General features: G+C 54.3%; 1 protein-coding gene. It reads right to left on the bottom strand.

The features are described 5' to 3' along the window. Position 1: 1 nt before the first annotated feature. On the bottom strand, positions 2-1,180 hold a 1,179-nt coding region (tuf, locus tag L579_RS22940; RefSeq protein ID WP_051338001.1), incomplete at its 5' end, for an elongation factor Tu.

Genomic DNA, 1,180 nt, shown 5'->3' with positions numbered 1-1,180 from the left:
ATTAAGCGATAACTTTAGCAACAACGCCCGCACCAACGGTACGGCCGCCTTCGCGGATTGCGAAGCGCAGACCTTCGTCCATTGCGATCGGGTGAATCAGGGTAACAACCATTTTGATGTTGTCGCCCGGCATTACCATCTCTACGCCTTCCGGCAGTTCTACTGAACCTGTTACGTCAGTAGTACGGAAGTAGAACTGAGGACGGTAGCCTTTGAAGAACGGAGTATGACGGCCGCCTTCGTCTTTCGACAGTACGTACACTTCTGATTCGAACTGAGTGTGCGGCTTGATGGTGCCCGGCTTAGCCAGTACCTGACCACGCTGGATGTCTTCACGCTTGATACCACGCAGCAGAACACCACAGTTCTCACCTGCCTGACCCTGGTCCAGCAGTTTGCGGAACATTTCAACGCCAGTACAGGTTGATTTCGCAGTCGCTTTGATACCAACGATTTCTACTTCGTCACCAACTTTAACGATACCGCGCTCAACACGACCAGTTACTACAGTACCACGGCCAGAGATTGAGAATACGTCTTCGATCGGCAGCAGGAACGGCAGGTCGATTGCACGAACCGGATCCGGGATGTAAGTATCCAGGTGGCCAGCCAGCTCAACGATTTTCGCTTCCCACTCTGCGTCGCCTTCCAGCGCTTTCAGAGCTGAACCACGAACGATCGGAGTGTCGTCGCCCGGGAAGTCGTACTGTGACAGCAGGTCACGAACTTCCATCTCAACCAGTTCCAGCAACTCTTCGTCATCAACCATGTCACATTTGTTCAGGAACACGATGATGTACGGAACGCCTACCTGGCGACCCAGCAGGATGTGCTCACGGGTCTGCGGCATCGGGCCGTCAGTCGCAGCAACAACCAGGATTGCGCCATCCATCTGAGCAGCACCGGTGATCATGTTTTTCACATAGTCGGCGTGGCCCGGGCAGTCAACGTGCGCGTAGTGGCGAGTCGGGGTTTCGTACTCAACGTGAGAGGTGTTGATGGTGATACCACGAGCCTTCTCTTCCGGCGCGTTGTCGATCTGGTCGAATGCACGAGCCTGACCGCCGTAGGTTTTAGCCAGAACGGTGGTGATCGCTGCAGTCAGAGTGGTTTTACCGTGGTCAACGTGACCGATGGTGCCCACGTTTACGTGCAGTTTGTTACGTTGAAATTGCTCTTT

It is taken from the genome of Pantoea sp. AS-PWVM4, from assembly GCF_000468095.1.
Lineage (GTDB): Bacteria > Pseudomonadota > Gammaproteobacteria > Enterobacterales > Enterobacteriaceae > Pantoea > Pantoea phytobeneficialis.
The sequence above is the reverse complement of the archived record's forward strand: the minus strand, read 5'-3'. Positions and strand labels throughout refer to the sequence as shown.